This is a genomic window from Bradyrhizobium sp. S69, from assembly GCF_009766005.1.
Lineage (GTDB): Bacteria > Pseudomonadota > Alphaproteobacteria > Rhizobiales > Xanthobacteraceae > Bradyrhizobium.
In genome coordinates this window covers 24,081-48,000 of record NZ_LMUK01000047.1, presented here as the reverse complement: position 1 = coordinate 48,000, position 23,920 = coordinate 24,081, and the positions used below count along the sequence as shown (strand labels likewise).

Annotated in this window: 20 protein-coding genes; 12 read left to right on the top strand and 8 right to left on the bottom strand. The window is 59.7% G+C overall.

Annotated features, from left to right (window positions below; translation table 11 throughout):
- The first annotated feature begins 41 nt into the window (after window positions 1-41).
- From GSQ88_RS28025 to GSQ88_RS28010, 5 genes are all read left to right on the top strand, one after another.
- Window positions 42-767 carry a class I SAM-dependent methyltransferase gene (locus GSQ88_RS28025; RefSeq protein WP_159011038.1) on the top strand — a complete coding sequence of 242 codons (726 nt, stop codon included), beginning with the start codon at window positions 42-44 and terminating at the stop codon, window positions 765-767.
- Between the two features lie 487 nt (window positions 768-1,254).
- Window positions 1,255-2,715, top strand: a complete 1,461-nt coding sequence (locus GSQ88_RS28020) for a flavin-containing monooxygenase (protein WP_159011037.1) — start codon at window positions 1,255-1,257, stop codon at window positions 2,713-2,715.
- Window positions 2,716-2,921: 206 nt separating this feature from the next.
- On the top strand, window positions 2,922-3,077 hold the full coding sequence (locus tag GSQ88_RS35060; RefSeq protein ID WP_174248134.1) for a hypothetical protein: 156 nt from the start codon (window positions 2,922-2,924) through the stop codon (window positions 3,075-3,077).
- A gap of 89 nt (window positions 3,078-3,166) precedes the next feature.
- Complete coding sequence (locus GSQ88_RS28015) at window positions 3,167-3,529, top strand: hypothetical protein (RefSeq protein ID WP_174248136.1); 363 nt, start codon at window positions 3,167-3,169, stop codon at window positions 3,527-3,529.
- A 326-nt stretch (window positions 3,530-3,855) separates the two neighbouring features.
- Window positions 3,856-5,628 carry a B12-binding domain-containing radical SAM protein gene (locus GSQ88_RS28010; RefSeq protein WP_159011035.1) on the top strand — a complete coding sequence of 591 codons (1,773 nt, stop codon included), beginning with the start codon at window positions 3,856-3,858 and terminating at the stop codon, window positions 5,626-5,628.
- Between the two features lie 153 nt (window positions 5,629-5,781).
- On the opposite strand, the gene GSQ88_RS28005 is transcribed toward GSQ88_RS28010, so the two are convergent.
- From GSQ88_RS28005 to galE, 3 genes are all read right to left on the bottom strand, one after another.
- Window positions 5,782-6,483: a fumarylacetoacetate hydrolase family protein gene (locus tag GSQ88_RS28005; RefSeq protein ID WP_159011034.1), complete on the bottom strand. Its 702-nt coding sequence runs from the start codon at window positions 6,481-6,483 to the stop codon at window positions 5,782-5,784.
- Between the two features lie 43 nt (window positions 6,484-6,526).
- A complete protein-coding gene (locus tag GSQ88_RS28000) occupies window positions 6,527-8,335 on the bottom strand; it encodes an ABC transporter ATP-binding protein (protein WP_159011033.1) in 1,809 nt (602 codons plus the stop codon).
- Between the two features lie 188 nt (window positions 8,336-8,523).
- The gene (gene galE, locus GSQ88_RS27995) at window positions 8,524-9,537 is read right to left on the bottom strand and encodes a UDP-glucose 4-epimerase GalE (RefSeq protein WP_159011032.1); all 1,014 of its coding nucleotides are present in this window, start codon (window positions 9,535-9,537) and stop codon (window positions 8,524-8,526) included.
- Window positions 9,538-9,667: 130 nt separating this feature from the next.
- Between galE and GSQ88_RS27990 the strand changes: the two genes are divergently transcribed.
- Window positions 9,668-10,741: a glycosyltransferase family 4 protein gene (locus tag GSQ88_RS27990; RefSeq protein ID WP_174248133.1), complete on the top strand. Its 1,074-nt coding sequence runs from the start codon at window positions 9,668-9,670 to the stop codon at window positions 10,739-10,741.
- Window positions 10,742-10,751: 10 nt separating this feature from the next.
- Here GSQ88_RS27990 and GSQ88_RS27985 read toward each other — a convergent pair whose 3' ends face one another.
- Both GSQ88_RS27985 and waaF read right to left on the bottom strand, forming a co-directional pair.
- Entirely contained in the window at window positions 10,752-11,294 is a 543-nt protein-coding gene (locus tag GSQ88_RS27985; RefSeq protein WP_159011031.1) for a D-glycero-alpha-D-manno-heptose-1,7-bisphosphate 7-phosphatase, read from the bottom strand.
- Between the two features lie 9 nt (window positions 11,295-11,303).
- Complete coding sequence (waaF, locus tag GSQ88_RS27980; RefSeq protein ID WP_159011030.1) at window positions 11,304-12,386, bottom strand: lipopolysaccharide heptosyltransferase II; 1,083 nt, start codon at window positions 12,384-12,386, stop codon at window positions 11,304-11,306.
- A 173-nt stretch (window positions 12,387-12,559) separates the two neighbouring features.
- On the opposite strand from waaF, the gene rfaD reads away from it, so the two are divergent.
- From rfaD to GSQ88_RS27960, 4 genes are all read left to right on the top strand, one after another.
- The gene (rfaD, locus tag GSQ88_RS27975) at window positions 12,560-13,540 is read left to right on the top strand and encodes an ADP-glyceromanno-heptose 6-epimerase (RefSeq protein WP_159011029.1); all 981 of its coding nucleotides are present in this window, start codon (window positions 12,560-12,562) and stop codon (window positions 13,538-13,540) included.
- Window positions 13,541-13,602: 62 nt separating this feature from the next.
- Complete coding sequence (rfaE1, locus tag GSQ88_RS27970; RefSeq protein WP_159011028.1) at window positions 13,603-15,075, top strand: D-glycero-beta-D-manno-heptose-7-phosphate kinase; 1,473 nt, start codon at window positions 13,603-13,605, stop codon at window positions 15,073-15,075.
- Window positions 15,072-16,370 (top strand): O-antigen ligase family protein, encoded by a 1,299-nt coding sequence (locus GSQ88_RS27965; protein WP_246785063.1) that lies wholly within the window; start codon window positions 15,072-15,074, stop codon window positions 16,368-16,370. The genes rfaE1 and GSQ88_RS27965 overlap by 4 nt, the downstream gene beginning before the upstream one ends.
- A 78-nt stretch (window positions 16,371-16,448) precedes the next feature.
- A complete protein-coding gene (locus GSQ88_RS27960) occupies window positions 16,449-18,371 on the top strand; it encodes a nucleoside-diphosphate sugar epimerase/dehydratase (RefSeq protein ID WP_159011027.1) in 1,923 nt (640 codons plus the stop codon).
- Between the two features lie 33 nt (window positions 18,372-18,404).
- Here GSQ88_RS27960 and GSQ88_RS27955 read toward each other — a convergent pair whose 3' ends face one another.
- Window positions 18,405-19,415, bottom strand: a complete 1,011-nt coding sequence (locus GSQ88_RS27955) for an MraY family glycosyltransferase (protein WP_159011026.1) — start codon at window positions 19,413-19,415, stop codon at window positions 18,405-18,407.
- 1 nt (window position 19,416) lies between these two features.
- Entirely contained in the window at window positions 19,417-20,388 is a 972-nt protein-coding gene (locus tag GSQ88_RS27950; protein WP_159011103.1) for a lysylphosphatidylglycerol synthase transmembrane domain-containing protein, read from the bottom strand.
- Between the two features lie 198 nt (window positions 20,389-20,586).
- On the opposite strand from GSQ88_RS27950, the gene GSQ88_RS27945 reads away from it, so the two are divergent.
- Together GSQ88_RS27945 and GSQ88_RS27940 are read left to right on the top strand one after the other, a co-directional pair.
- Window positions 20,587-21,567, top strand: coding sequence for an SDR family NAD(P)-dependent oxidoreductase (locus GSQ88_RS27945; RefSeq protein ID WP_159011025.1), 981 nt, complete (start codon window positions 20,587-20,589; stop codon window positions 21,565-21,567).
- 5 nt (window positions 21,568-21,572) lie between these two features.
- Complete coding sequence (locus tag GSQ88_RS27940) at window positions 21,573-22,985, top strand: mannose-1-phosphate guanylyltransferase/mannose-6-phosphate isomerase (protein ID WP_159011024.1); 1,413 nt, start codon at window positions 21,573-21,575, stop codon at window positions 22,983-22,985.
- Between the two features lie 25 nt (window positions 22,986-23,010).
- Here the strand turns inward: GSQ88_RS27940 and GSQ88_RS27935 are convergent, their stop codons facing one another.
- The gene (locus tag GSQ88_RS27935) at window positions 23,011-23,319 is read right to left on the bottom strand and encodes a hypothetical protein (RefSeq protein ID WP_159011023.1); all 309 of its coding nucleotides are present in this window, start codon (window positions 23,317-23,319) and stop codon (window positions 23,011-23,013) included.
- Window positions 23,320-23,920 lie beyond the last annotated feature (601 nt).

Below are 23,920 nucleotides of genomic sequence, written 5' to 3'. Positions count from 1 at the left end.
ACGACGACCGTGCCTGAAATTATTTTCGGGAGATCTTTCTAATGACTGCCTCGCTGCCCGAAATCTTCGCGGGCGGGTTCGACCGTTACGACGGAACGATCCAGTTCTACCAGCGCGTCAATGCGCTGTTGCGGCCTGATTTCGTGGTCGTGGATTTCGGCGCCGGCCGCGGCCGGATCCACGTCGATGATCCGATCGCCTACCGGCGCAGTTTGACGAGCCTCAGGGGCAAGGTGAAGGAGGTCATCGGCGTCGATATCGACAGCGCCGTGACGACCAACCCCGCCATCGACCGCGCCATCGTGATTTCCGGTCCCGAGCTTCCATTGCCGGATGGCTCGGTCGATTTGATCCTGTCGGATTTCACCTTCGAACACCTCGGCGATCCCGAGGCGATCGCGCGAAGCTTCGTGCGCGTTCTCAAGCCGGGCGGCTGGATTTGCGCGCGCACCCCCAATCGCTTTGGTTATATTGCGCTGGCCAACAGCTTCCTGCCGGATTCGCTGCGATCCCGCGTCCTGCGTGGCGCCCAGCCCGGGCGCAAGGAGGAAGACGTGTTTCCGGCGTTCTACCGGCTCAACACGCTGTGCGACATTAGCCGGCTGTTTCCGGAGCCGCGGTTCAGGCAGGCTTCCTACTATTGGGATGCCTCGCCGTCCTATCACTTCGACAGCCCCTTTGTGTTCCGGCTGTTTTCGTGGCTGCACAGCCTGAGCCCGAACGCGTTCAAGACGATGCTGATGGTCTTCATCCAGAAAAGCCAATAGCCGGTCGGCGCCGGCATACAGTTGGTCCTGAAATAATCGACCGCCTGTTGCTGATCCATAAATTCAGCAAGCGACAACCCCGGCGTCGGCATTTACCCCTGTCGCAATTTTGGGTAGCTTACCGACTGGAACCCGTTACCGCAACTGATGCGCGTCCTAATCTGCCTTGGTGAGTGTCTAATATGAGTTTGCCAGTTAGAGAGGGCCTCGACTTTACGCCCTCACAGTGGATCGCGGCCTTTGCCGGATTCTTCGTATCGGGGGGCTTGGCCCAATTCCTGGTCGCGCAAGGCTACCTTCTTAAAAACTGGGCCGTGATCTTGGTCGTGATTGGTTTTGGAGGGCCACCCGCAATTGTTGGGTGGTGGAACGCGCGAAAACGCGACGTGTCCTAATTCCGCGCCGCTAGTGTCCGAATTAGGAAAGCACCGTTTTGGCGATTGACTGACGCTGTCGGCGGTCGGACAGTGGCTGCCGGGAGAACGCCATGCCATCTGAACATTTCGACGTCGTCATCGTCGGTGCCGGGTTGTCCGGCATCGGCGCGGGCTTTCACTTGCAGCAAAAATGCCCGGCCAAGAGCTACGTGATTCTCGAGAGCCGCGATTGCATCGGCGGCACCTGGGACCTGTTCCGCTATCCCGGCATCCGCTCTGACTCCGACATGTTCACGCTCGGTTATTCGTTCAAGCCGTGGACCGAACCCAAGGCGATCGCGGACGGCCCAAGAATCCTGAATTATGTCTGCGAAACCGCTACCGAGAACGGCATCGACAAGAACATCCGCTATCATCATCGGGTCAAGCGCGCGTTGTGGTCGACGCCGGAGGCGCGCTGGACGGTCGAAGCCGAACGCACCGCAGGCGAGGGCTCTACGGAGACCGTGCGCTTCACCTGCAATTTCCTGTTCATGTGCTCGGGCTACTACAATTACGAGAACGGTTATTCGCCGGCCTTTCCGGGTGCCGCGGACTTTGCCGGCCGCATCGTGCATCCGCAGAAATGGACCGACGACGTCGACTACGCCGGAAAACGCGTGGTGGTGATCGGCTCTGGCGCCACCGCGGTAACGCTGGTGCCGGAGATGGCGAAACAGGCCGCGCATGTCACCATGCTGCAGCGCTCGCCGACCTATGTGGTGGCGCGGCCGGCGCAGGATCCGGTCGCCAACAAATTGCGCGCCAAGCTGCCGGCGAAGCTCGCTTATCATCTGATCCGCTGGCGCAATGTGCTGTTCGGGATGTATTTCTTCCAGCTCTCGCGGCGCGAGCCCGAGCGGGTCAAGCAGTTGATCCTCGGCGGCGTCAAGATGGCGCTGGGGCCGGATTACGATATCGGCACGCATTTTACGCCGCGCTACAATCCATGGGATCAGCGGCTGTGCCTGGTGCCCGATGGCGATCTGTTCCGCGCGATCCGGGACAAGCGCGCGTCCGTGGTGACCAACCAGATCGAGACCTTCACCGAAAACGGCATCCGGCTAAAGGACGGCAGTGAACTCGAAGCCGACATCATCGTCACCGCGACCGGCTTGAACCTCCAGGTTCTGGGCGGCCTCGAGGTCAGCGTCGATGGCCGCACCGTCGATTTCGCGCGCACCCTGAACTACAAGGGCATGATGTATTCGGATGTGCCCAACATGGCGTCGGCGTTCGGCTACACCAACGCGTCGTGGACGCTGAAATGCGACCTGACCTGCGAATATGTCTGCCGCCTGATCAATTACATGGACCGCCACGGCTACAAGCAATGCATGCCGCACAATGTCGATCCCACCGTCACCGAATTGCCCTCGCTGAATTTCACCTCGGGCTATGTGCAGCGTTCGATCGCGCAGATGCCGAAGCAGGGGTCGAAGCGGCCATGGCGGCTGTACCAGAACTACGCGCTCGATATCGTCACCTTGCGGTTCGGCAAGGTCGATGACGGGGTGATGCAGTATTCGTAATGCGCGGCACGGGCGTCGTGTCGGGGTCCGTGCGGAATGTATATTCTTGGCCTGAGCCGCGGCATCCGCGTTCGAACCTCCTATGCGTTGTTTTGCGTATACGCCGATGGCGCCGAATCGGCGATCCTGGCCGCACGGTTAACGCCGGATTAACCGGTGAGGCCTACGCTGAGCGGCTTGAGGCTGCTGTCGTTAAGAGGAAGCCCATGGACGCCCAGCGAATTGCCATCGATGCCGTCGTGGCCTTGACCGATTGCGATCGGGACACGGTCGCAGCCTTCATCCGCAGGATGTATCTGGCCGGCGTAACGGACCCCAAGCGCCTGACCTTCAAGGGTCTGCAGGCGATGTCGCGGGCCTAGAGCAGCGCGCTTTCGCGGCTTGCCGCGCGCCAAGAATTTGCACTCGAAATTGAATGGCCTTCGCGCAGCCGACTGTCTATGATGGCCTCATGTCGCGCTTCGTGTGTCTATTGATTGCTGTGGTTCTGTCGCTGTTGTCGGTCGCCGCACCCGCTGCGCCGGCTCACAAGCGGCCGGCGTCGCGCTGGCATGGCTATGGCTTCCTGCCGGGCTATCATCAGCCGCTGAGCAACAGCCTTCCGCTGTTCGACCAGGACCCCAAGGTGCTGCGCACGGCGCGCCGCGAACAGCGTCATTGGTATATCGACCCGACCCCCCGCTATTACGGGTATGACGGCAACCAGTACTATTTCGGTCGGCCCGGCTTCACCGGCGGCGGCCGCTACAACGGTGGCAGTTTCGGACCGTGCTGGACGCAGACCCCCATCGGCCCGGTCTGGAATTGCGGCTGATCGGCCTACGGCGTCTTTGGATCAGGCCGCGTCGAGCGCGCTGATAGTGACGTAGTATCTGTTGGAATCCCGCAGCGAAAACTCGTTCATGCGTGTCGACAGAGCGGCGCCGTTCCATCCGGATCGACGATTCGCCCGAAATAGTCGTGGGCCGGGGGCGTTTCCGGCAAGCCAAGCACTCGCTGTTCGTCGCAAAGTGCTAGGTTTTAGCTAATTGAACGTGGTGACCTTCATATCGGCGACATGAATACCATGAATACAGAGTGAGTTCATCAAGTTCGGCACCTTCACCGCTGAGCGGGGCTCTGCTGAGGAAGGTCCGAAGAATGGTTCACGATAGTCGATCGCGCTTCCAGTTAATCCTGATCAAACCGTCGCACTATGATGACGACGGATATCTGATCCGCTGGTGGCGAGCAATGAGTCCGTCAAATTCACTCGCCTCGATTTACAGCATTGCAGCCGATTGCGCCGAGCGACAGGTCCTGGGTCCGGACATTGCTATCGACATCGTGGTCATGGACGAGATCAACACCCGGATCGGTGTGCCGGCGCTTATCGAGAGATTTCGCCGTCACGGAAATTTTGGCTGTGTCGCCCTCGTAGGGGTGCAATCCAACCAGTATCCCCGCGCGCTCGACATTGGGCGGCCATTCCGGGCGGCCGGAATTGCCGTCTCCATTGGAGGATTCCACGTCTCAGGATGCCTATCCATGCTCGACGGACATGCTGTTGATCTCGACGCTTGCCGAAACATAGGTATCGCCATATTCGCAGGTGAAGCCGAGGGCCGCCTCGAAATCATGTTAAGGGATGCAGCCGCGGGCCAGATCAAGCCCCTTTACAATTTTATGAACGATCTGCCGTCGATTGATGGTACGCCGACCCCGTTCCTGCCGAAGCGGCATATTATGCGCACTCTCGGTCAGAGCGCGAGTTTCGACGCAGGACGTGGCTGCCCCTATCAATGTTCTTTTTGCACGATCATCAATGTTCAAGGCCGCAAATCGCGTTACCGATCGCCGGACGATATTGAGCAGCTCGTAAGGCTGAACTTTGCACAGGGCGTCAGCAGTTTCTTTATTACCGACGACAATTTTGCGCGCAACAAGGAATGGGAGTCGATTTTTGATCGCCTGATTGATCTGCGCGAAAGCGATCGAATTCCGATCCGCTTACTCATCCAGGTCGATACGCTCTGTCACAAAATCCCAAACTTCATAGAGAAGGCGAAGCGAGCTGGCGTTACGAAGGTCTTTATCGGTCTCGAAAACATAAATCCGGACAATCTGGCCGCAGTAAAAAAGCGTCAAAACAAAATCACGGAATATCGAAAAATGCTACTCGCCTGGAAGGCGCAGGGCATTGTGACGTTTGCAGGCTATATTTTGGGTTTTCCGGCGGATACGCCCGCGACAATCAGGCGCGACATCGCAATTATTCAGCAGGAACTGCCGGTCGATCTGCTCGAGTTCTTTATTTTGACCCCGTTGCCTGGATCGGAAGATCACCAGACCCTATGGAAAAATGGCGTCGCCATGAGCCCTGATCTTAATATCTATGATACCGAACACGTCTGTACCGCTCATTCCGTCATGAGTTCGAAAGAATGGCGCGATATCTACCACGAGGCATGGTCGCTCTATTACACGCCGACGCACATGAAGACGCTGCTGCGGAGAGCGGCCGTGAATGGTGTGCCGCTTCTTAATCTGGCAAAATACCTGCTGACGTTTTCGACAACCGATCGGCTCGAACAGGTGCATCCGCTCCAGGGAGGGATTTTACGCCTAAAGCATCCATCGGAGCGTCGGCTTGGTCTTCCGCAAGAGAGTGCATGGATTTTCTGGCCGCGCTTCCTTGGTGGTACCATCAAAAAGCAGGCGATTCTTGCCGGCATGATAGCTTGGCTATTAGTGTGGGTGTTCGCGATTGCGCGCGACCCTAATGCGCGATCGTACAAGGATCTGGCGCTCATGCCAGTGGGTAACGATGATGATGAGAAGTTCGATCTCGTAACCAAGACTGCCGGTGGCCGGACAGCTGCCGCCCATATCAAGAAAGTCGCCGCACTGACTGGCGCGGTCGGCCGCTCGTGATTTGAAGGGTATTGCAGCGCGTTACATTTGAGATGGAGAATGCGGCGAAGGACAGAAAGCGGTTTGAAGCCCATAGCCGATTAATCACAGGTCGCGCGAAATGCGCGCCCTGTGACAAACCCTAACCCGCCGGCAAGTCCTACGCTTCAGGTCCTATTCGGGCTCGCCGATCGAGACTTTCAGGGTACCGACGCCGTCGACGCCGCATTCGATCTTATCGCCGGGCTTAAGCTGCGAAACACCCGCCGGGGTGCCGGTCAGGATGATATCGCCGGCGGCGAGCGCGACCTGCTGCGACAACTGCCAGATGATCTCCGGCACGCTCCAGATCAGTTCGGTGAGGTCGCCCTTCTGCTGCTCGGTGCCGTTCACCGAGAGCCAGATCCTGCCTTTCGAGGGATGGCCGATCTTGGAGGCCGGCTGGATCGCCGAAGACGGAGCGGAATGGTCGAACGACTTGCCGATCTCCCAGGGCCGTTCCTTTTTGCGCGAGGCGATCTGCAGGTCGCGGCGGGTGAGGTCGATGCCGACCGCGTAGCCGTAGACATGGTCGAGCGCCTTGTCGGCGGGAATGTTGAGGCCGCCGCTTTTCATCGCGACGATCAATTCGACCTCGTGATGCAGGTCCTTGGTCAGCGGCGGGTAGGGGATGGTCGCGCCGTCCGGCTCGATCATGTCGGCGTGCTTGGCGAAGAAGAACGGCGGCGCGCGCTCGTCATTGCCCATCTCGCGGATGTGCTCGAGATAATTGCGCCCAACGCACCAGATGCGGCGAACGGGAAACGATTTCTGTTCGCCGGCGACCGGGATCGAGGCTTGCGGCAGGGCGGGAATGACAAACGATGTGGCGTTCATGAAAGGGGTCTCGGCGGGTTACGGACTAAAATCGAAATTAATTCTACGCGGTTGCGCTGACCGGCGCCAGTGTGAGGGGACCGGTGTCACGATGTTGTAAGCGGAAGAACGAGGCATAGCGCCCGCCGCGCCGCAGTAGGTCGTCATGCCGCCCGCGCTCGACGATCTCGCCGCCCTCGACCACCAGGATGGCGTCGGCATGCATGATGGTGTGCAGGCGGTGGGCGATGACGATGGTGGTACGGCCTTGGCACAGATGCTCGATCGCCTCCTGCACCTGCTTTTCGGATTCCGAATCCAGCGCTGCGGTCGCTTCATCGAGCAGGATGATCGGCGCGTTCTTGACCAGCGCGCGGGCGACCGCGATGCGCTGCCGCTGGCCGCCGGAAAGCTGCGTGCCATGCTCGCCGACCGGGGTGTCGTAACCGAGCGGAAAGCCCATGATGAATTCGTGGGCGCAGGCGGCCTTCGCCGCGGCAACGATCTCGGCCTCGCTGGCGCCGACCTTGCCGAAGGCGATGTTCTCGCGGATGGTGTCGCGAAACAGGTAGACGTCCTGTCCGACATAGGCGGTCTGGTGCCGCAGCGAGTTGCGCGACACGCCCGAGATGGCCTGGCCGTCGATCAGGACGTCGCCCTCGGTGACCTCATAGAACCGCAGCAACAGCGCCAGCACCGTCGACTTGCCGCCGCCGGAGGGGCCGACCAGGGCGGTGACCTTGCCAGGCTCGGCGATAAAGCTCATGCGATTGAGCACCGACTCGTTCGGCCGATAGGCAAAACTGACATCGCGGAATTCGATCCGCGCCTCGGTCAGCTTCAATTGCGGCCGGTCGTCGTCTGCGGGCTCGGTGGCCGGACTGTCGACGATTTCGAGAAGCTTGCGGGCGCCGATCAAATTGCTGTTGAGCTCGATGTTCAGCCGGGCCAGCCGCTTGGCCGGCTCATAGGCCAGTAGGAACGCGGTCAGGAATGAAAAGAACTGGCCGGGCGTCGCTCCGGTCGCGACCACGCGATAGCCGCCATACATCAATGCGCCTGCGATGGCGAAGCCGCCGAGCGTTTCCATCAGCGGGCTCGAACGGTTGGTGACATGCGCCATCTTGTTGGCGTTGCGCTCGACCGCGCTGATCGAGACGTCGATGCGCTCGCGCATGATCCGTTCGAGCGTGAAGGCTTTCACGGTGCGGATGCCCTGCAGCGATTCCTGCATGGTCTCCATGATGTCGGCGGTGCCGCTGAACTGGTTATGCGCGAGACCCTTGATCCGCTTGACCAGCTTGCGCAGCACGATCATGGCCGGCGGCGCCACCAGGAAGCCGAGCACCGACATCAGCGGGTCTTGGGTCACCATCACGATCACGAGCCCGATCAGCGACAACAGATCGCGCCCGACCGCGTTGATCAAGAGGCTCAGAACCTGGGTCACCGAATTGGCGCCCTGGGTCAGTCGCGCCAGAAATTCCGACGAATGCCGCAGTGAAAAGAACGCGATGCTTTCGGTCATCAGCTTGCCGAACAATTGCCGCTGGTTGTTGGCCAGGATCGCGTTGGAGATCTGCGACAGGATCACGCTGTGTCCGTAGGTCACCGCTCCCTTGACGATGAAGATGACGACGATGACCCCGGACAGGATCATGATGCCGCGGACGTCCTTGTCGATGTAGGCGCGGTTGATCACCTCGCCGAGCAGATAGGCCGATCCGGCGGTGGTCGCGGCCGAAACCGCCATCAGCGCGAACGCCAGCAAATAGCGCCGCCAATAGGCCGCGCCCTGTTCGGTGATCAGGCGGCGAACCAGGATCGCCGCGCCATAGGGGTCGTCCGTGATCTTCTTTGGAAGTTCCGTCATCCGCTTTCCATTGACGGCGCCACATCGACGGCGCCAAGCAGCCGGATATCGCCGGCAACCGGCCCTACGCGTCAGGGCTGCCAGGCAGGGCTGCTAGGGATGACTCATTGCCCGCTATGTCGGCGTTTTTCAAGCCGAATCAAGCCTGGTACAGGCCTTGACTTCGGGGCTTGATTCCAGCCGCAATTCTAGGCGGATGCCGCGTGCCGCGGCTCGCCGTGGCGCTCGCGGAACAGCTTCTCCTCCCAGGCCAGCGCGTGGGCCGCGATGGTCTCGAGATCGTCGTAGCGCGGCGCCCAGTCCAGCGTCGAGCGGATGCGGCTGGTATCGGCCACCATGGTCATGATGTCGCCGGACCGGCGTGCGGCATATTGAACCGCGAAATTGCGCCCGGAAACCCGGCGCACCGCCTCGATGGTCTCCAGCACCGAGTAGCCGCGGCCATAGCCGCAGTTCAGGGTCGTCGAGGGACCGCCGTCACGCAGATAGGACAAGGCCGCGCGATGGGCCTGCGCGAGGTCGGCGACATGGATGAAGTCGCGGATGCAACTGCCGTCCGGCGTCGGATAATCCGTGCCGAACACGTCGATCTTGGCGCGCTGGCCGGTGGCGGCCTCGACCGCTATCTTCAACAGATGGGTCGCGCCGACGGTTGCCAGCCCAATGCGCGCCAGCGGATCGGCGCCGGCGACATTGAAGTAGCGCAGCACCACATAGCTCATGCCGTGCGCGGACGCCGCGTCGTGCAGCATGATTTCGGTCATCAGCTTCGAGGAGCCGTAAGGCGACATCGGCCGGGTGGCGGCATGCTCCGGAACCGGCACCTGATCCGGATTGCCGTAGACCGCCGCGGTCGACGAGAAGATGAAACGATTGACGCCGCATTTCACCGCGACGTTCAGCAGGCTGCGCGTCGTCATGGTGTTGTTGCGGTAGTAGGCGAGCGGGTCGCGCATCGAGTCCGGTACCACCACCGAGCCGGCGAAATGGATGATGCTTTCGACGCCGTGCGCCGCGATCACGCCTTCGACCAGGTTCTCGTCCGCGGCATCGCCGATGAACAAGGGAACGCCTTCGGGCAGGTAGGCGGAAAAGCCGGTGGAGAGATTGTCGATCACGACAACGCTTTCGCCGGCCTCCACCAGCGCCTGAACCATGTGACTCCCGATGTAGCCGGCACCGCCGGTGACAAGCACGGTCATGAGCTCACCCTTCTTCTTATTCTCGGATGGCGATGCTATCCGGCTTGCGGTGAAGAGTGGGTTTCGGCTGAAGTGAACTGGTCACTATGCTTAATGTTGCGTATAGGACATCGGCGAAACGGAGCCCGACGTGCCGATCGATAACGATTTTGCCGGTGATTTGCAGCTGATCGTGCCGAATCAGCACCGGCGCTATTCCGGCGTGACCGCGACCAACCGCATGGTGGCGCCGAAACTGGCCCGATTGCTGCGCGCCGCATGGTTCGGTTCCGATGCGCCCGACGGCATCGCGCGGATGGGGATGGCGGATCTTCTTAAAGTATGGCGCCGCCGGACGCCGCTGATCTGGCACGCGCGGCGCAACAACGAGATGATTGTCGGCGTGCTGCTGCGAGCTCTCGGCTGGCCGTTCAAGCTGGTATTTACGTCGGCGGCGCAGCGTCACCATAGCTGGATTACGCGCTGGCTGATCCGGCGCATGGACGCTATCATAGCGACCTCGGATATCTCCGCATCGTTTCTCAAACGCGCGGCGACCGTGATTCCCCACGGCGTCGATACCGACCGCTACGCGCCGCCGGAAAATCGCGCGGCGGCTTTCGCGGAAGCAGGACTACCGGGCCGTTACGCGATCGGCTGCTTCGGCCGGGTGCGCACACAAAAGGGCACCGATGTGTTCGTCGACGCCATGTGCCGTCTGTTGCCGCGCCATCCGGATTTCACCGCGGTAATCGTCGGCGCAATAGCGGTGGAACAGACGTCGTTTGGCAACGATCTGAAAAAACGCATCGAGGCGGCCGGGCTCGCCTCGCGCATCGTCATCACCGGCGAGTTGCCGATCGAGGACGTGCAACGCTGGTATCAGCGGCTGACGATCTATGCGTTCACCTCGCGCAACGAAGGTTTTGGGTTGACCTTGATCGAGGCGATGGCGGTCGGCGCCGCGTTGGTGGCGTCACGCGCGGGCGCGGCCGAGCTCGTGGTCGAGGACGGCGTCACCGGCGTGCTGACGCCGCCCGGCGACGTCGATGCGCTGGTCGCAGCGCTTGAGCCCTTGATGCGCGATCCCGCTGTGTGCGCCGCGATGGGCGCGCGCGGGCGCGCGCGGGCGCTGGCGCAATTCAGTCTCGATGTCGAAGCCAACCGGATCGCGGAAGTTTATCGCGCGCTCTCTTCTCCGGCCCCCTTGCGGGGGGAGAGATAGAGAGGGGTAGCTACGCGACGCACGTTCGCGCCATCACATCCACGACGAACGCATCGAGATCGCCGCCGGCGAACAGAAAGCCCGGCAGCCCTGCGGCCTGGGCGGCTTCGATATCGGTCGCACGATCGCCGATGACAAAACTGCCGGCGTGTCGCACCGGCCAATGTTGCATCAGGTCGTGGATCATGCCAGGGCTCGGCTTTCGCCAGGGATGATCCTCCAGATAACCGGCGACCGAGCCGCCGGGAAAATGCGGGCAATACCTGACGTCGTCGATCCGCGCGCCTTGCGCGGCCAACTCGCTGCGCATCCAGTCGAGCAGCGTGTTGAGTTCGTCTTCGGTAAAGTGACCATGCGCCACGCCGGACTGATTGGTGAAGAAGAACACGAGATAGCCGGCATCGTTGAGTCGGCGAATGGCTTTGGCGGCATTCGGCATCCAGCGGATCCTATGGTGGCTCCCAATGTAGCCGTCGTCGTAATTGACGACGCCGTCGCGGTCGAGGAACGCGGCGGGCTTTGGCGCGACGCGGAGAGGGGCGATGGCATTCATTTTTGTTCGTCAGTCCTGTTGGCGGTGGCGTTGACGCGACGTCGCTACGGCGAGCACGCGCTGGACAACGGCGACCACGTCGGTGGCGGGAATGTCGCGCATGCAGCGATGGTCGTTCTGGGTACAGACCGGGCGGTGGCAGGGCTGGCACGGCACCACGGTTTTGGTCTGGATCGTCGCCGCGAGACCGTTCAGTGGCGCCCAGTGATAAGGGCTGGTCGGGCCGAAGATGCCCATCGTCGGCGTTCCGATCGCGGCCGCGATATGCATCAGGCCGGAATCGTTGGAGATCACGAGGCTGGCCGCGGCCATCGCCAGAATGCCGTTGCGCAGGTCGGTGCCGGTGAGGTCACGCACTTGGGGCCCGCCGGATGCGACGATCTCGGCCGCCAGCGCCTTCTCGTCGGGGCCGCCGACCACCCAGACGTCGAGCCCCTGTTGCGCCAGCAGGCGTGCGGCCTCGGCGTAATAGGTCCAGCGCTTGGAGGCGCCGACCGAGCCCGGGGCCAGCGCCACGGCGAGGCCGGCGCCCAGCCCGTGGGCCTGCCGCCAGCTGCTGGTTTCCTCAGCCGGAACCAGCAATTGCGGCACCGGCCACTCTGGCGGCAGCGGTGCTCCGTCCGGCAGCGCGAGCGCGGCGTTCTTGTCGATGAAGCGAGGTAGCCGCCGTTCGCCCCAACGCGGCCGGTTGAGCAGGCCGAATCGAGCTTCGCCAACAAATCCCACCCGTTCCGGAATCCCGGCCAGTGCCGGCGCGATCGCCGATTTCCAGGTGCGGGGCAACACCAGCGCGGTGCCGTATTGATTGGTCCGCAACCGGTTGGCCAGGCCCCATTGTTTGGCGACCGCCAGCCGGCTCCTCGGCAGGTCCCAAACCACGCCGGCGCGGACGCCGGGCATATAATCGACCAGCGGGGCCCGCTGCGACGTCACCAGCAGATCCACCGGGCGGTTCGGCCAGCGCTGCTTCAGCACCCGCACCACGGTATGGCCCCGGACAAAGTCGCCGATCCACATATAGGGCACGATCAGGATCGGCCGGGTGTCGTCCTGGTCGGTCGCCGTCGGCTGATAGCGCGAATCTTGGTTCATATCTTATAAAATCGGTCCAGGCTGGATTCCGCCCTGTCGGTAACCGCTCCGCCGCGGCGGGTCAAAGTCAAACAAGGTCGGCCCTTCGGCCTTCACCACGCCCCACAGCTCGATTTGCCTGCGGCGCTGGAGTGGGGCAAAGCTGCCGTCGTGCAAGCAGGGCAGGATCTCTCATGTTACTGGTAACCGGGGGCGCCGGTTTTATCGGATCGAACGTCGTCGCGGCGCTGAACGACGCGGGCCGCGCCGATGTCGTGGTGTGCGACCTGCTCGGCCATGACGGCAAATGGCGCAATCTGGCCAAGCGCCAGCTCGCGGACATCGTGCCGCCGGCGGAACTGCCGGCCTGGTTGAACGGCCGCCGGCTCGACGCCGTCATCCATCTCGGCGCCATTTCGGAAACCACGGCGACCGACGGCGATCTGGTGATAGAGACCAATTTCCGGCTTTCGATGCGGCTGCTCGACTGGTGCACCGCCCATCCGACGCCGTTGATCTATGCCTCCTCGGCGGCAACTTATGGCGACGGCGGGCAAGGTTTCGTCGACGATCCGTCGCCGCCGGCGCTGAAGATGCTGCGGCCGATGAATCTGTACGGCTGGAGCAAGCATCTGTTCGACATGGCGGTGGCCGAGCGCTCGGCGCGCGGCGCGCCGCTGCCGCCGCAATGCGTCGGGCTGAAGTTCTTCAACGTGTTCGGCCCCAACGAATATCACAAGGGCCCGATGATGAGCGTGCTGGCGCGGCGCTTCGACGAGCTCAGATCGGGCGCCACGGTGCAACTGTTTAAGTCGCACCGCGAGGGCATCGCCGACGGCGATCAGCGGCGCGATTTCATCTATGTCGACGATGTGGTGCGGGTGATGATGTGGCTGCTGGCGACGCCGTCGGTCAGCGGCCTCTTCAATGTCGGAACCGGCCACGCCCGCAGCTTCAGGGATTTGATGCTCGCAGCCTACGCCGCGCTCGGGACGCGGCCCAATATCGATTATATCGACATGCCCTTGGCGATCCGCGATAGTTACCAGTATTTCACACAAAGTGATGTCGATCGGCTGCGGCGCGCCGGCTATAATGCCGGCTTTACGGCGCTGGAAGACGCGGTTGGCGCTTATGTCAAAGATTTTCTCGACCGGCCCGATCGTTTCCGCTGACTTGCACAGATATTGCAACAAATAAGCCCGCAAAAAAGCCCTGCAACAGATAACGAGTTCCGATGTTCGATTTCGATGCCCTGTCGCATGCGATGACCTGCCAGACCGTGCTCTGCGTCGGCGATCTCATGCTCGACGAATTCGTCTATGGCGAGGTGTCGCGGATTTCCCCGGAGGCTCCCGCGCCGGTTATTGCGGTCCAGCGCAGCGAGACCGATATCGGCGGCGCCGGCAACGTCGCGCGCAACATCGTTTCGCTCGGGGCGCGCTGCATCTTTGTCGGAATGGTCGGCGAGGACGAGGCTGGCGCGAGGCTCAAGGCCGAGCTCGGCCGCGAAAGCCTGATCGAGAGCGTGCTGGTGTGCGACCCCACCCGGCCGACGACGCGCAAGGTACGCTTTGTGTCCGAACATTTCTCCACCCACATGCTGCGCGCGGATTGGGAATCGACGGCGCCGGCCTCGGTTGCGACCGAACAGAAACTGATCGACGCCATCCTGCCGCTATTGCCGCGCGCCGACATCGTGTTGTTGTCGGATTATGCCAAGGGCGTGCTGACCGCGCGCGTGATACGCAACGTGATCGACGCTGCGCGAAAACTCGGCAAGCGGGTGATCGTGGATCCCAAAAGCCCCAATCTGGCGATTTATCGCGGCGCGACCTTGCTCAAGCCCAATCGCAAGGAGTTCGCCGAAGCCACCCGCAGCCGCCTCGATACGGAGCAGAGCATCGCCGATGGCGCCCGGGAGATCATGCAGCTTGCCGATTGCGCGGCCGTCCTGGTGACGCAAAGCGAGCACGGCATGACGCTGGTGCCGCGCAATGGCGACGTCATTCATGTCCCGGGCCTGCCGGTCAGGGTGCGCGACGTCTCGGGCGCCGGCGACACGGTCGCCGCGGTCGTTGCGGTGACGCTGGCGGCCGGGGCCGATTGGGAAGCCGCATTGCGGATGGCCAATGCGGCCGCTGCGGTCGCGGTCAGCAAGCAGGGCGCGGCCGTGGTGAGTTCGGCGGAGCTGCGCCGCAAGATCCTGCCGCATGCGTTCCTCGCGGCCGAAGAAAAAATCATGGGCTCCGCCAGCGAACTCGAGGCGCAGCTTGTGGCGTGGCGCAAGCAGGAATTGCGGATCGGCTTCACCAATGGCTGTTTCGATATCCTTCATCCCGGCCACGTCAAACTGCTGACGGCGGCGCGCGCGACCTGCGACCGGCTGATCGTCGGCCTCAATAGCGACACTTCGGTCAAGCGTCTCAAGGGTGACGGCCGTCCGATGCAAAACGAACTCGCACGTGCCGAGGTGTTGGCGGCACTCGAGGCGGTCGATCTAGTCATAGTCTTTGAGGAAGAGACGCCGATAAATTTGATTGTTCAAATCCGGCCAAGTGTGTTGGTCAAAGGCGCCGATTACGCTCGCGAGCAGGTGGTCGGCCACGAAATCGTTGCCGCTCACGGAGGAGAGATCATGCTGGTCGATATTGTCGAAGGTTTTAGCACGACGTCTCTCGTGAAGCGTGCGCGTGAGAGCCAACCGTGACTGAGCATACGAGCAGAGTATCAAGCCTTTTGCCGTACCGCGCTTCCTTCGGAATGTTCCGCGATCCAGCAGCGCAAATGCTGACAGTGGACGTATTGGCCGTACTTGTTGCACTAGCGCTGCCGTGGTCGACATCCGGTGTTGCGATCTTCATGGTGTTATGGGTTCTCGCATTGATTCCCACGCTGGCGTGGAGTTCCGCTCTGCGCTCGTTGAGGCAACCGGCTGCCATGTTGCCTCTGATATTTTTCGCGCTTGCCGTCGTTGGAACGACTTGGTCCGCCAGCCCCTGGCCGGCAAGACTTCATGGGATCAATCCGGTGGCTAAATTGCTCGCGATACCTTTTCTGCTCTATCATTTTGAGCGTTCGCAACGTGCTGCATGGATATTCGTCGCCTTTCTTGTTTCTTGTTCTTTGTTGATGGGACTTTCCTGGCTCGTGCTGTTCGCGCCGGAATTCAAGGTGACGGTAACGGCGAGTCCGGGCGTTCCCGTCAAGAACTATATCGACCAAAGCCAAGAATTTGCGTTGTGCTTCTTTGCTCTGGCTCCTGTCGCCCTGTCGCTGTTGAATCGGCGACGCTTTGCGCTGGCTGCCGCTTGTGCCGCGCTCATGCTCGGTTTCTTTACCAACATGATGTTCGTGGTCTCGGCACGTACCGCATTGGTCTATATGCCAATTCTGCTGGTGTTGTTCGGAGCACTGCATCTTAGTCGGGGTGCGATGGCACTGCTATTTGCCGGAGCTATGGCGGTGGTAGTCCTGGTCTGGATTACATCGCCCTATTTGCGAGAGCGGGTGGATGCTGTTGAACTTGAATACCAATATTACCATGAGAAAAACGCCGCGAGTTCGACCGGTCTTCGACTTGAGTATTGGCGCAAATCGCTGCATTTTTTTGCCGATGCTCCCTTGTTTGGCAACGGCACCGGGTCGACCAAACAACTATTCGAGCGCGACGCGATCGGTCAGAGTGGCGCCTCGGCAGATGTTATCGGCAACCCGCACAATCAGACGCTTAATGTTGCCGTTCAATGGGGTCTGTTAGGCTGTGTCGTGCTTTACGCCATGTGGTTTTTTCACTTCATGTTATTTCAAGGAACAAGCCTTTCCTCGTGGATCGGGTTGCTTGTCGTTTTGCAGAACATCATGAGTTCGTTGTTCAACTCGCATCTATTCGATTTCCACGAAGGGTGGATGTATGTGCTGGGTGTAGGTGTCGCAGGTGGAATGGCGATGAAGAGCGCGTCGAGCGATGCGCCGCTTTTCCGGCGAAAATCCGTCAAAGCGTAATGGCTGGCATGCGGGATCGGGATAGGTTAACAACCCGCGGGTTCATTCAAACCCGGTACAGGGTGGGCGTTTACTGAAATGACGCGATTATCAAGTCTAACTTATCGCAATTTTCTAATCGCGACTCACGACGTGCTTGCGACCACGTTTGCGGTTCTAGGCAGTTTTTACCTTCGCTTCGAAGGTGAGACGTTCTGGGATCGCTTGCCGCTTCTACTGCGCATTCTCCCTTACTTTGTCATGCTTAGTGTGTTCGTTTGTTATGCCTTCAATCTGACAACCACGAAATGGCGCTTCATCTCACTGCCCGATGCGTTGAATATTTTGCGCACAGCGACCGTGTTAACGGTCGCGCTGCTGATTCTCGATTATATTTTTGTGGCGCCCAACGTCTATGGCGGCTTCTTTCTCGGCAAGGTCACGATCGTTCTCTATTGGTTTCTTGAAGTATTTTTCCTGAGCGCGCTGCGTTTTGCTTACCGCTATTTTCGCTATACCCGGGCGCTTCATCATGCGAGGACCGATGACGCCTCGCCAACCCTGCTTATCGGTCGCGCTGCCGATATCGAGATTCTGTTGCGTGGAATCGAAAGTGGCGCTGTCAAACAATTGTGGCCCGTCGGCCTGCTGTCGCCATCGCGAGCGGATTTGGGGCAGTTGATCAGAAATATCCCCATACTGGGTGGAATCGACGATATCGAAGACGTTGTTCGCGATCTTGCGCGGCGCGGTAAAACAGTCGTGCGCGTCGTCATGGCGCCATCTGCGTTCGAGCCTGAGGCGCACCCCGAGTCCGTTCTGATGCGCGCGCGTCGGCTGGGTTTGATCGTTAGCCGTCTTCCATCCCTTGAAAGCGGCGAGGCGCCAAGGCTAACCCCGGTTGCGGTCGAGGATTTGTTGCTGCGTTCAAGTGAAAAAATCGACTATGCCCGGCTCGAGGCGCTGGTGAAGGACAAAGCGGTCATAGTCACCGGTGGTGGTGGCTCAATCGGATCGGAGATTTGCGACCGAGTTGTGACATTTGGTGCGGCTAGATTACTCGTGATCGAAAATTCCGAGCCTGCGCTCTACGCCGTTATTGAGAGCCTGATGGCACAGAAGCAGGAAGCTGTGATTACCGGTCATATTGCGGATATCCGAGATCGCGGACGCATTGAACGGCTCATGAACGAGTTCGGACCCGACATCGTGTTCCACGCGGCCGCCCTTAAGCACGTACCTATTCTCGAACGCGATTGGAGCGAGGCGGTCAAAACCAATATCTTTGGTTCGGTCGTCGTCGCCGATGCCGCCCTGGCTTCGGGTGCCAAGGCCATGGTCATGATCTCGACCGATAAGGCAATAGAGCCGGTTTCGATGTTGGGGCTCACGAAACGGTTTGCCGAGATGTACTGTCAGGCGCTTGATCACGATCTGGCGTGTCAGCCTGACGACAGGCAACGTATGCGGCTGATTTCGGTTAGGTTCGGCAACGTGCTGGCGTCGAACGGATCCGTTGTTCCGAAATTCAAGGCGCAGATCGAGGCGGGCGGACCGGTGACCGTCACACATCCCGATATGGTTAGATATTTCATGACTATCCGCGAGGCCTGTGACTTGGTGATCACCGCCGCGACGCATGCTATGACCCCGATCCGTCCAGACGTCTCCGTCTACGTGCTCAATATGGGGCAGCCGGTTAAAATCGTCGAGCTGGCCGAACGAATGATTCGATTATCGGGTCTGCAGCCTGGTTACGATATTGAGATCGAGTTCACTGGGATGAGGCCGGGTGAGAGATTGAACGAAATCCTCTTTACGCACGAAGAGCCTAGTATTGAGATTGGAATTGCTGGGATCATGGCGGCGAAGCCGAACGAACCTCCGATGCAGACATTACGAAAATGGATCGAAGCGCTAGAGTTGGCGATCGAGAAAGACGATCGGACCGCCATCAAGGAAGTCTTGAAGGAAGCCATCCCCGAATTCGGGTTGGGCTCGGCAATTGAAACGAACACGTAAGCTCGTTGTGGCCGACAGTTTTCGAGAACGCACCTATCGTTGTCTCGAAAACCGGAGCAAAACGAGGCTGACTGCAATGCTTCCCAGCACCAAAAACAGAACGTTTGTTGTGACAGATTGCGTCATGGTCGATGCGACCGCCAACACTGCGAGACCTAGGTTGAGCGCAAACACCTCGCTCACCACCCGCCAAACGGTAAAGCCGTTGTCGGTTGCGCGTTGGTAGAAATGCGAGCGATGGGCAGCCCAGAATCGTTCGCGCCTTATCAGGCGTCGCGATAAAGTTATAGTAGCGTCGAACAGATAGTACAACGGCAGCAGCAGCGCGGCGGTGAATTGCTGATGATAGGCGAGTTGCAACAGGCACCAGCCTAACAGCAAACCGATCGGTAAGCTTCCGACGTCTCCGAGAAAGATTTTTGCCACAGGACGGTTGAAAGGGGCGAATCCAAGCATCGCACCGCAGAGCGCCGCGGCAACGATGGTTGCAGTAGGGGGGAATTTACCGAGCGAGCCGAGGATCACCATCGTACCGGTGATCGGGACAACCTCAGCAACGCTCATCCAGTCGAGGCCGTCCATGAAATTTACGAGGTTTACGAACCAAACGCCTGCCAGCAGCAGGATGCAGCTTTCGATCCAGTGTGGACAGGCCGGAAGGATTCGTAAGTCGCTTGATGACGCGAAAATAATTACGGCGACGGCCGCGGCCTGCAGCATCAACCGCGGTAGCGCTTCGATAGATTTGACGTCGTCGGCAAAACCTACAATTGAAATGAACAATGACGCACCGAAGACCGCTATGGGGATATTCAATGCTTCCGAGCCGGTAAAGATGATTAGGCTTCCCGAGACCGTCAGCGTCGCCGCAATAACCGCTATACCTGCTCCCTGCGGCGTGGGAACCCGATGAGATGACCGCGCGTTTGGCTTAGCAAGCGCATGACGTAAGAGGAAGGGTCGAAGCGCCCAAATCATGCCGGCCGAGACAACAGCGGCAGCCAAAACAGCGAAAGCGGCTAGGAAGGATTCAGAAATTGTCATTCTAAACGTGGCCGTCGTCGGGGATCGCGATGGGTAGAATGCCTTGCGCAGCCTTTTCTGCGCTGAAGATCCAAATTAGACCACCAAACGCGCCGACTATGAAGTATACCGCACCAAACAACAGCGAAACGTTGACACCTTCACTCGTAGCCAAACCGGCGTAGCCGAATGCAAGTCCCATAGAAGCTTCGCGGATCCCCCAACCGGCAATTGAGAGCGGAATCATCGTGATGAGCATCACCGGAGGGACCAACTGCAAGACCTGCTCTAGCGACACCGGTGCGGCTATCGATCGCGCCACGCACCAGGCAATAACTGCGGCGAGAACATGGATTAGCAGCGATAGCAGAGCTAGCGTAGCCCCGTGATCGCGACTGAAAATCAAGCGATTCGCAATTACCGAGCAGGCGTAGAAATGTTGCGTTCCCCACCAGCGTTTCAACCAAGGCCAGGGTAGCCTTCCTAGGATGAGAAAGCATACGCCGGCCGCAAGCGCAGCAAAACCGACGAATAGCAACGCGGACCGACCAGCAGGGTCCTCGATAAGCTTGTAACTCCAGGGCAGGCTCGCGACGACGATGGTCGCAAGCGCTATTAAGCCGACCGCGCGATCAACGAAGACCGAATAGGTCGCCGCGCGCCATCCTGCGCCGGTGCGCGCGAGTAGCCATAACCGAACAGCGTCGCCACCAATAGCCGACGGCAACGTCTGATTGAAGAACGACCCGATCAGATTGAAACGCATCGCCTGCGTCGTCGTGAGCGGAGCGGCGCAATCCGCGCAGATTTCGCGCCAGCGCAAGGCGCCGATAAAAACCTGCAGAAATGTCACAATGATTGCCAACCCGATCCAAAAAAGGCTCGTGATGTCGATCCTTGACGTGAGGTCCGAAAAATTGGCTTTTCTCAGAGCGAAATACAGCAGCGCTCCGGAGACCAATATTTTCATTATCGAAAGCAGGATCCGGCGCATGGCTTCCGTGATCATCGGGATAGGGATGGTCCAGAAATGACGCAGCCGGCGGAGGCGCGCCACACTTAAGCCTTTGGTATGGCTTTGATGCAGATCTGGCAATAGCCTCAAAATCGGGGTATTGCGACCCGCCAACACGGCGGGGTCAAGGAAGCCGGCTGGTGCGGCGCAGTTGAACCGTACTCTTTTGAGGATACGATGTCAGGTCGGACAGTATTGGTAACGGGCGCAGCCGGATTTATCGGCTTTCATGTTGCCAAGCAACTGCTGGCCGAAGGCGCAGATGTAGTCGGTCTGGACAACCTCAATAATTACTATGATTCGGCACTGAAAATGGCACGGCTCGCTATCCTGCGTGAGAATTCGCGGTTCAGCTTTGTGCAAACCGATCTTGCCGATCGCGAGGCGATGGCCGCGCTATTTGCCAAATGTCGCTTCGAGAGGGTAATCCACTTGGCCGCGCAGGCCGGCGTGCGTCACTCGATTGATCGTCCCCATGCCTATGTGGAAGCGAATCTCGAAGGTTTTGCCAATGTGCTGGAGGGATGCCGGCACAATCAATGCGGTCATCTGCTCTATGCATCGTCATCCTCGGTCTACGGCGCGAACACCAAGGTGCCGTTTTCGATTGAAGACAAGACCGACCGTCCGGTCAGTTTCTATGCCGCGACCAAGAAGGCAAACGAACAGATGGCTTATTCCTACAGCCATCTTTACCACCTGCCGGTCACTGGCCTGCGGTTCTTTACCGTCTACGGGCCGTGGGGGCGACCCGATATGGCGATTTTCCTGTTCACCAAGGCCATCCTTGAAGGCGCCCCAATCAGGCTTTTTAACCACGGCAAGATGCGCCGCGATTTTACCCATATCGATGACGTCACCCGTATAGTACTACGTTTGATCGATCGCATTCCCGCCGGCAATGGAGTTGCGCCAGCTGGGATCTACAACATCGGCAATCAGCATCCGGAAGATCTGATGCACGTGGTGGAGTTGTTGGAGAAGGCATTGGGCCGCGCGGCGATCAAACAGATGCTGCCGATGCAGCCCGGCGATGTCACGGAAACTTTCGCCGATGTCGAAGAGCTGATACGTGACACCGGTTTGAAGCCCGAGACCTCCATTAAGGACGGCATTGCGGATTTTGTCGCGTGGTATCGCGACCACTACAAGGTTTGACGCTGATGGACCGACGAATTATTCCACTAATCATGTGCGGCGGCGCTGGAACACGGCTGTGGCCGGCCTCGCGCGAGGTCCGTCCGAAACAGTTCTTGTCGCTGTTCGGCAAGCGCTCGACGTTTCAGGATACGATCCTGCGGGTGTCGGACAAGGCGCTGTTCGAGCGTCCGATCGTGATCACCAACACGGCGTATCGCTTTATGGTGCTGGAGCAATTAACCGAGATCGGGCTCGAGGCTGATATTCTGCTTGAGCCGGTGCGCCGAGATTCCGGTCCGGCGATCGTCGCTGGCGCGGTATTTGCGGAAACGCGCGATCACGAGGCGACAGTGTTGGCGCTCGCCGCCGATCACGTGGTCGGCGACACTGCGGCGTTTCTTGCTGCCTGCCGGCAGGGATTGGTCGTCGCCAGCAGCGGACATATCGCGACCTTCGGGGTCGAGCCCGAGCGCGCCGCCACCGAATATGGCTATATAAGTCCCGGCGAGATCATTTCCGGTGACGTCCGCTCGGTCGCAAAGTTCGTGGAAAAACCCGATCCGGCAACGGCAGCCGAGTATATCAAGGCGGGCTATCTCTGGAACAGCGGTAACTTCATGTTCCGTGCCTCCGTGCTGCTCGACGAATACCGCAATGTCGATGCCGGCAGCGTGCAGGTAGTGAGCGATGCCATCGACAAAGCCGGACGTGATCTCGGTTTTGTTATGCTCGATCCGGAATCATTTGCGAAGGCCGACGCGATCTCGATCGATTACGCGGTAATGGAAAAGACCGCGCGCGCCGCGGTGGTGCCGGTGTCGTACGGCTGGTCCGACGTCGGCTCCTGGCATGCGGTGTGGGAATTGTCTGACAAGGACGGCCAGGGCAATGCCGCGCAGGGCACCGCCGTGTTCGAGGACTCGCGCAACTGCAACGTCTCGACGGACAAGGCGCTGGTCGCGCTCGAAGGAGTCGACGATCTCGTGGTCGTGGCGACTCAGGACGCGGTGCTGGTATCGCGCCAGAAGGACGCCAACGGGTTGAAAAGACTAGTCGCGCGGCTAAGGACGGTGGCGCCGGAAGTGACCGAAAGCCATCTCAAGGTGCATCGTCCCTGGGGCAGCTATCAATCGGTCGACAATGGCGACCGTCACCAGGTCAAGCGCATCGCGGTGAAGGCGGGCGGGCGGCTCTCGTTGCAAAAGCACCATCACCGCTCCGAGCACTGGATTGTGGTGCGCGGCACCGCGCGCGTGACCGTCAATGAGCTGGTCAAGATCGTGCATGAGAATGAATCGATTTATATCCCGATCGGTGCCATCCACCGCTTGGAAAATCCCGGTAAGATTCTGTTGGAACTGATCGAGGTTCAGACCGGCAGCTATCTAGGCGAAGACGACATCATCCGCATCGAGGACGATTATCAGCGGTCGTGATCGAACAGTATCCGGCAGTGAGACGTCAGCTGAGCTTTTTACGGGAGTTGAGAGGCTGTGGCTTAAATTCCCGCCTAGTTGCGAAGTTGCGTCGACCAAATTTACGCGTTCCGACAGAGTGACGTCTGATATCTACTGAGGGGTGTGCTGCCGCATTTTGGCGCGCCACGGCGCTTGATCTCCCAAGAGAGCGTGGCCCATTGATTTCTCTGAACAGTAGCACGCGTCGCGTTTGTGCCGACTGAATCAGGTTGTCGAGCACAATGAACCACTCGTGCGCCTGCACGAACACTTCGGCATTGAGCGAGCCTTCGTCGATGCCGTGTTTGGCCATCTTGTTTCAATTTGACGTTCGCTACTGGATCGCTGCGCCATTGTTCTGCGTTTTGTTTTTGTGTGGTCCTGCGCCAGTTGTTTGGACGCTGCGGTAAGCCTGGAAGGTCAATCCTACGCAGTATGGCTTCGATCGCGTTTTGACTGCAGACTTCTGGCATCTCCTGCCGTAGCGCGCGGTAGCGAACGATATTCCACGAACATTCAGCCATCGGCTACCCATAACCACTCGACGCTTCATTCTTCGCGGCACCTTGCGGGCCTTCCCGATCTACAAGCGTAAGTAGGCTGGCCTCACCCAAACGGTGGTGGCAAACCGGCTAAAGAGGTGCCAATCGTTCGTCGCGGCGGTGGAGGCGAGCTAACGGAAGCCGGATGTCGTCGAGCTATTTGCATTTCCCGAGGCTATCGGCTTCCAGACGCGATAAAGCGGCTTCTCACGATCAAGGGCGACTAGTTCAGACCCGTCGATATCGATGGACGCGCATGCCGTTTTTCGGCCGAACGTCGCTAGCATCAACACAATGTCTCGATCGGAGGTGCGTCGATCTTACGAATTAAAAAGTTGAGCGGTCGTTGTTCGCTTCAGCGTTTCGTTACCC

Excerpts from the sequence above, each read along its gene's own strand:
- GSQ88_RS27950 (WP_159011103.1), bottom strand. The coding sequence starts at position 20,388 with ATGCGCCGGATCCTGCTTTCGATAATGAAAATATTGGTCTCCGGAGCG.
- GSQ88_RS27985 (WP_159011031.1), bottom strand. The coding sequence starts at position 11,294 with ATGAATGCCATCGCCCCTCTCCGCGTCGCGCCAAAGCCCGCCGCGTTC.
- rfaD (WP_159011029.1), top strand. The coding sequence starts at position 12,560 with ATGTTACTGGTAACCGGGGGCGCCGGTTTTATCGGATCGAACGTCGTC.
- GSQ88_RS28005 (WP_159011034.1), bottom strand. The coding sequence starts at position 6,483 with ATGAACGCCACATCGTTTGTCATTCCCGCCCTGCCGCAAGCCTCGATC.
- GSQ88_RS35060 (WP_174248134.1), top strand. The coding sequence starts at position 2,922 with ATGGACGCCCAGCGAATTGCCATCGATGCCGTCGTGGCCTTGACCGAT.
- GSQ88_RS27960 (WP_159011027.1), top strand. The coding sequence starts at position 16,449 with ATGACGCGATTATCAAGTCTAACTTATCGCAATTTTCTAATCGCGACT.
- GSQ88_RS28025 (WP_159011038.1), top strand. The coding sequence starts at position 42 with ATGACTGCCTCGCTGCCCGAAATCTTCGCGGGCGGGTTCGACCGTTAC.
- waaF (WP_159011030.1), bottom strand. The coding sequence starts at position 12,386 with ATGAACCAAGATTCGCGCTATCAGCCGACGGCGACCGACCAGGACGAC.
- GSQ88_RS27945 (WP_159011025.1), top strand. The coding sequence starts at position 20,587 with ATGTCAGGTCGGACAGTATTGGTAACGGGCGCAGCCGGATTTATCGGC.
- GSQ88_RS28010 (WP_159011035.1), top strand. The coding sequence starts at position 3,856 with ATGGTTCACGATAGTCGATCGCGCTTCCAGTTAATCCTGATCAAACCG.
- rfaE1 (WP_159011028.1), top strand. The coding sequence starts at position 13,603 with ATGTTCGATTTCGATGCCCTGTCGCATGCGATGACCTGCCAGACCGTG.
- GSQ88_RS27940 (WP_159011024.1), top strand. The coding sequence starts at position 21,573 with ATGGACCGACGAATTATTCCACTAATCATGTGCGGCGGCGCTGGAACA.
- GSQ88_RS28015 (WP_174248136.1), top strand. The coding sequence starts at position 3,167 with ATGTCGCGCTTCGTGTGTCTATTGATTGCTGTGGTTCTGTCGCTGTTG.
- GSQ88_RS28000 (WP_159011033.1), bottom strand. The coding sequence starts at position 8,335 with ATGACGGAACTTCCAAAGAAGATCACGGACGACCCCTATGGCGCGGCG.
- GSQ88_RS27935 (WP_159011023.1), bottom strand. The coding sequence starts at position 23,319 with ATGGCCAAACACGGCATCGACGAAGGCTCGCTCAATGCCGAAGTGTTC.
- GSQ88_RS27955 (WP_159011026.1), bottom strand. The coding sequence starts at position 19,415 with ATGACAATTTCTGAATCCTTCCTAGCCGCTTTCGCTGTTTTGGCTGCC.
- GSQ88_RS28020 (WP_159011037.1), top strand. The coding sequence starts at position 1,255 with ATGCCATCTGAACATTTCGACGTCGTCATCGTCGGTGCCGGGTTGTCC.
- galE (WP_159011032.1), bottom strand. The coding sequence starts at position 9,537 with ATGACCGTGCTTGTCACCGGCGGTGCCGGCTACATCGGGAGTCACATG.